Consider the following 4,720-nt stretch of genomic DNA (forward strand, 5'->3'; position numbering starts at 1 on the left):
CCGGGGGGGGGGGGGGGGGCGGGCGGCGGCGCGGGGGGGGGGGCTGATGCGCCCGGGCCCGGGGGGGGGGGGGCGCCCCCCCCGCCTCTGTGTTCGGTTGCTGCCGTATCAGCTCTTGCGGCCGGGTGCTTTCGCGCCGGACTTGAAACCGAGAGCGCCCGGTTTGGCCGCCGGTGGGGTCGCACGGGACCCGTTACCCGCGGTGCCGTTGCCCGTCGAAGCGGATGCCTCGGCGGCGGGTTCGGGCGGTGCCGACTCGGCTTCGGCTGCCGGAGCCTCTTCGGCGGCGGGTGCCGGTTCGGCGGCCGGAGCCTTGGCGCCCGGCGCTTTCGGACCCGGGCGTTTGAACCCGGACTTCATCGCCAGACCCTTGGCCGGCTTCGAGGGTTTGCTCTCGGCCGGTGCCGCCGCGGTGGGCTGCTCGGTCTCCGTGGTTTCGGCCGGGGCCGTGGGCTCCGCCGGTGCGGATTCCGCTGCCGGAGCCGGCTCCGCTGCCGGCGCAGCGGTTCCGGCGCCCGGCGCCTTCGGGCCGGGACGTTTGAAGCCCGACTTCATCGCGAGACCCTTGGCGGCCACCGTCGGCTTGGTTTCGGTCGCAGCCGAACTCGCGGTGGTTTCCGCCTCAGTGGTGGAGTCGGCCGGTTCCGCGGCGGGTGCTTGCGCACCGGGCGCCTTGGCTCCGGGCGCCTTCGCCGCGCCCTTCATGGCGAGACCCTTCCCACCGGGCGCTTTGGCGGCGCCCTTCATCCCCAGGCCCTTCACCGGCGGAGCCGCTTTGGCTTCCCCGGATTCGGCCAGAGCGGTTTCCGCGGGCGCGGTTTCGGCCTTGGCGCCGGGTGCTTTGGCCGCGCCCTTCATGGCGAGACCCTTGCCGCCGGGCGCCTTGGCGGCTCCCTTCATCCCGAGACCCTTGGCAGGCGCGGCCGGTGCCGCTTCGCCGGCTTCGGCTTCCGCGGCGGGCGCCTTCGCTCCCGGCGCCTTGGCGGCGCCCTTCATGCCGAGGCCCTTGCCGGGTGCCTTCGCCGGACCCTTCATCGCCAGGCCGCCACCCTTCGGGGCGGCCTTCTCGGCAGCCGGTGCCGCTGCTTCGGCGACCGGTTCCGGCTCGGGTTCGGGTTCCGGCTCGGGTGCCGGTTCGGCCTTGGGTTCCTGGATGACCGTCAGGTTGGCGGTCAGTTGTTCCGGCTGCTGCCGCTCGATCGATTCGAGCATCAGCTGCGCGACATCGACGACCTCCACGCCTTCGCCCTGACCCGACTCCTGGCGTGCCGTGACACCGTCGGTGAGCATGACGCGGCAGAACGGGCAGCCGGTGGCGATCTTGGCGGGGGAGGTGGTGAGCGCCTCGTCCACGCGGTCGATATTGATGCGCTTGCCCAGCTGCTCTTCCATCCACATCCGGGCGCCGCCGGCGCCGCAGCACATGGACCGTTCGCCGTGGCGGGGCATTTCCACCAGGTTCGAACCCGACGCCGCCATCAGTTCACGGGGCGCGTTGTAGACCTTGTTGTGCCGGCCCAGGTAGCAGGGATCGTGATAGGTCACATTCTGCGACACCGGGGCGACCGGGACGAGCTGCTTACCCCGCACCAGCCGGTTCAGCAGCTGGGTGTGGTGCACCACCTCGTAGGTGCCGCCGACCTGGGGGTACTCGTTGTTGAGCGCGTTGAAGCAGTGCGCGCAGGTGACGACGATCTTCTTCTTTTTCTGCTCCACACCCTCGAACACCGAATCCAGCAGTTCGATGTTCTGCATGGCCAGCTGCTGGAACAGGAATTCGTTACCCGCACGCCGGGCCGAATCGCCGGTGCAGGTCTCCTCCTGGCCCAGCACCATGAACTTGACTCCGGCGGTGGCCAGCAGTTCCGCGACGGCCTTCGTGGTCTTCTTGGCGCGGTCCTCGTAGGCGCCGGCGCAGCCGACCCAGAACAGGTATTCGTAGCCGTCGAAGCTGTCGGCGTCCTGGCCGAACACCGGGATATCGAAATCGAGTTCGTTGATCCAGTTGAGCCGGTCCTTGGCGTTCTGGCCCCAGGGGTTGCCCTTGTTCTCCAGGTTCTTGAACAGGCCCGCGAGCTCGGAGGGGAACTCCGATTCGATCAGCACCTGGTAGCGGCGCATATCGATGATGTGGTCGACATGCTCGATATCCACCGGGCACTGCTCCACGCAGGCGCCGCAAGTGGTGCAGCTCCACAGCACCTCGGGGTCGATGATCCCGTTCGCCTCGGCCTCGCCCACCAGCGGCCGCTCGGCCTCGGCGCGGGCGGCCTCGGAGATCTTGGCCAGCTTCGCCTCGTCGGGCTTGCCGTCGGCGTCGACCAGACCCACTTCGTCGCCGCCCATATCCTTGCTGCCACCGGCGAGCAGGTACGGCGCCTTGGCGCGGCCGTGGTCGCGCAGCGACATGATGAGCAGTTTGGGCGAGAGTGGCTTACCGGTGTTCCACGCCGGGCACTGCGACTGGCAGCGGCCGCATTCGGTGCAGGTGGTGAAGTCCAGCCAGCCCTTCCAGGAGAAGTCCTCGATCCGGCCCGCGCCCAGGGTGTCGGAATCGGGGTCGACGTTCTCCATATCCAGGGCCTTGCCCTTGGACATCATCGGCTTGGCCGCGCCGAGGGCGACACCCCCGTCGTCCTCACGCTTGAAATAGATGTTCGGGAAGGCCGAGAACCGGTGCCAGGCCACACCCCAGGTGATGTTGCGGCCGACCAGATACAGGAACGCCATACCCGACATCAGCTTGATGAAGGCGAAGATCGACACCATGGTGGGGCTGGCGGGCAGCAGTTCGGCCACCCGCATGGTGAAGAAATCGGTCGCGCCGTTCGCGTGGCCGTAGGTCGCGATCTTGCCGGCCTTCACGAAGACCATGCCCAGGCCCTCGAGCAGGACGATCGCTTCGATCACGTAGGCCGGGCCGAACGCGGAACCGCTGAACCGGGAGAGCCGCTCGGGCACGCGCGGATGGTTCAGCTGCCGGATGACGATCAGCGTTACGATGCCGACAACCGTGCCGATGCCGAGGATTTCGTCCCAGAGGTGGTAGGCGGCGGTGTTACCGATGATCGGCCAGTGGAAGGCGGGATCGAAGGTCTGACCGTATGCCTCGAACCAGAGGATCGCGCCGCCCAGGAAGCCGATCATCACGAGCCAGTGGGCCCAGCCGACCGTCCGGAACTTGTTCATCCGGGTGTGGGCGAGGAACTCCACCAGCATCTGCTTGAACCGCGGGAAGAACGGACGCCAGCGATCCGGCGCGGGCTGGCCCAGCATGATGGCGCGGACGATATCCCGGACGCCGCCGAAGAACGACGCCCAACACAGCAGGCTGAGCGCCGCTCCCAAGGTGCCCAGCGTCACTGTCAGGGCATTCATGTCGCGACCTTTCTTTCGAGGCAACACGAGGTGCGAGGAACGATGAGTAACCTCGTCCGGCTCGTATCGTAACCGTCAGTAAGTTACCCGCCAGTAACTAATGCTGTCCAGTGTACGATCGCCGGTGCTCCGTAGCCCCTTTTGCCTGGGCTTTCCCGCGGCTGATACCGCGTGATCAATGTCACCTTATTCAGTTGACTGTCCATAACTGTTCTTGCTGATGAACACCGTAAAGGGCGCGCTGTGACGGTCGCGGATAAGGCCAGGCTTACTCTGTCCTATTCTCACGTTTGGGACACGAATGTCGCCTTTGGGCAACGATTTCGACTACGCTCAGCCCGATCTGTCAGGACGGTGTGACATCTCATAACGCTCGGGGAGGAAATTCGGACCGCGGGCACTCGCGGTCGCCTCGCGTGCGAATGTTGCATTGGATACCCCGATTGGAAATGGATGAAACTCGCGAGACCCACTGCCATCGCGGCAATGGTCATTGGTTCGCTCACCCTGGGACTGGGCACCGCCCACGCCCAGCCGGCGGCGCCGGCGCCCGCCGCGCCGGTCAACTACGCAGTCCAGCTCGTGGAGAAGACTGTCGTGGCCACTCTCGGCGGTGGAACCTTCTCGATCGTCGAAAAGGAGAAGGCGCCCGAGGCGGCGGCTCCCGGCACATCGGAGGGGGAGCCGATTGCCGCAGCCGACAAGACTCAGGTGCTCGAGATCAAGGACCCGGCGGGCACCCTGGTTGCATCGATGCCGCTGGAATTCAGCGTGAACGGCATCGAGATTCCGGTGGCGTCCGAGGTGAAGGACGACGGTAAGGTCGTCGAGATCACCCCGGAGAAGCCCGCCGGGCTCGAACCGGGCGGCGCCGTGGTGCAGTCGGTGGCCAAGCCCATCGCATCGCCCGCCGAGAACCAGATGGCGATCAATGAGTTCTCGAGCCACTTCGGACTGGCAACCGCCATCGGAGGCTTCGTCGGTACCGCACTCGGCTTTGTGGTCGGTTGTGTTGTCGGCGTTGCCCTCGGATGCATTCCGGGAGCCGGTATCGGTGGCATCATCGGCACCATCGTTGTCGGTGGTCCGACGCTGATCGGCGCCGGAATCGAACTGATCAACACCTTGCAGGCGCCGGAGGGCACCACGAAGTGGGCCAACGGCGGTAAGCCGGTGACCGAAGAGGCGCCCAAGTAAACAACTGGCGCAATCACAGCGATGGGGGCGGGCCGGCGCGGGGGGGGGGGGGGCGGGGGGGGGGGGGGGGGCCGCCCCCACGCGTAGATTCGCGCCGCTGGCCGCGGCGACGACAACGAGGAGAAGCCACCACGAACGGCGGCCG

The 4,720-nt window shown here is 67.3% G+C and carries 2 protein-coding genes; one reads left to right on the forward strand and one right to left on the reverse strand.

What is annotated here, in order from left to right:
* Positions 1-108: 108 nt before the first annotated feature.
* Entirely contained in the window at positions 109-3,378 is a 3,270-nt protein-coding gene (locus tag QH276_RS33080; RefSeq protein WP_280400078.1) for a (Fe-S)-binding protein, read from the reverse strand.
* 453 nt (positions 3,379-3,831) lie between these two features.
* Here QH276_RS33080 and QH276_RS33085 point away from each other — a divergent pair, with 453 nt between their 5' ends.
* Complete coding sequence (locus QH276_RS33085; protein WP_280400079.1) at positions 3,832-4,575, forward strand: hypothetical protein; 744 nt, start codon at positions 3,832-3,834, stop codon at positions 4,573-4,575.
* Positions 4,576-4,720 lie beyond the last annotated feature (145 nt).

Origin of the sequence: Nocardia carnea (assembly GCF_029869215.1) — a bacterium.
In the GTDB taxonomy this organism is placed as follows: Bacteria; Actinomycetota; Actinomycetes; order Mycobacteriales; family Mycobacteriaceae; genus Nocardia; species Nocardia carnea_B.